Genomic DNA, 699 nt, shown 5'->3' on the forward strand with positions numbered 1-699 from the left:
CCGGCCGGGACGTCGATGTTGGCGAAGAACCAGGGGTCGATGTTGGCGGTGACCGTGTTCATCAGCTTGAGCCAGGAGTCGTTGAGGTCCTGGTGGTCGGCGACCGCGTCGTACAGGGTGCCCTCGGCGCTGTAGAGCTCCTTGAGGCCGACGACCGAGCCGGTGCGCGCGGACTCGGTGAGGTAGTACAGCTGTCTGAGCGCGGTGACCTTGATCAGGTTCATGTAGGCCAGGGCCCGTGCGAGGTCGCTCTCGGCGACCTCGGCGAGACCGTCGAGGCGGTAGCCGCCGGACGTCTCGTCCTGCGCGACGAAGCCCTCCTTGACGAGCAGGAACAGCAGCTGTTCCAGTGCGTCCGCCTTGGCGCCGACCTTCTCTCCCAGCTCGGCCGCCGTCAGGCCGGGGGCCTCGCGCAACGCGTCGACGACGCCCAGCTCGAAGACGGACAGCAGGGTCATGAACCGCGACGGTCCCACCATGTACTCGCGGAATCGGGCGAGCGTCGCTTGCGGTGTCACGGCGTTGGTCCCCTTCGGATCAGTGGATGTCCCGGCCACGGCGATGTGCTGATCGCCGCTCACGCCTGCTCCTGGAACTGCTGCTGGAACCGCTGGGCCAGCGCGCGGCGCTGCACCTTCAGCGTGGCGGTCCTGGGCAGTTCGGCCTGCGGGATCTGCACGGGGGCGGCGGGCTGGGGGG

At 68.8% G+C, this 699-nt stretch carries 1 protein-coding gene; it reads right to left on the reverse strand.

Features of this window, described 5'->3' with window-relative positions:
• A partial coding sequence (locus tag TN53_RS41510; RefSeq protein WP_420719169.1) for a methyltransferase family protein occupies nt 1-581 on the reverse strand: 581 nt, incomplete at its 3' end.
• Nucleotides 582-699 lie beyond the last annotated feature (118 nt).

It is taken from the genome of Streptomyces sp. WM6386, from assembly GCF_000972385.1.
Taxonomy (GTDB): Bacteria; Actinomycetota; Actinomycetes; order Streptomycetales; family Streptomycetaceae; genus Streptomyces.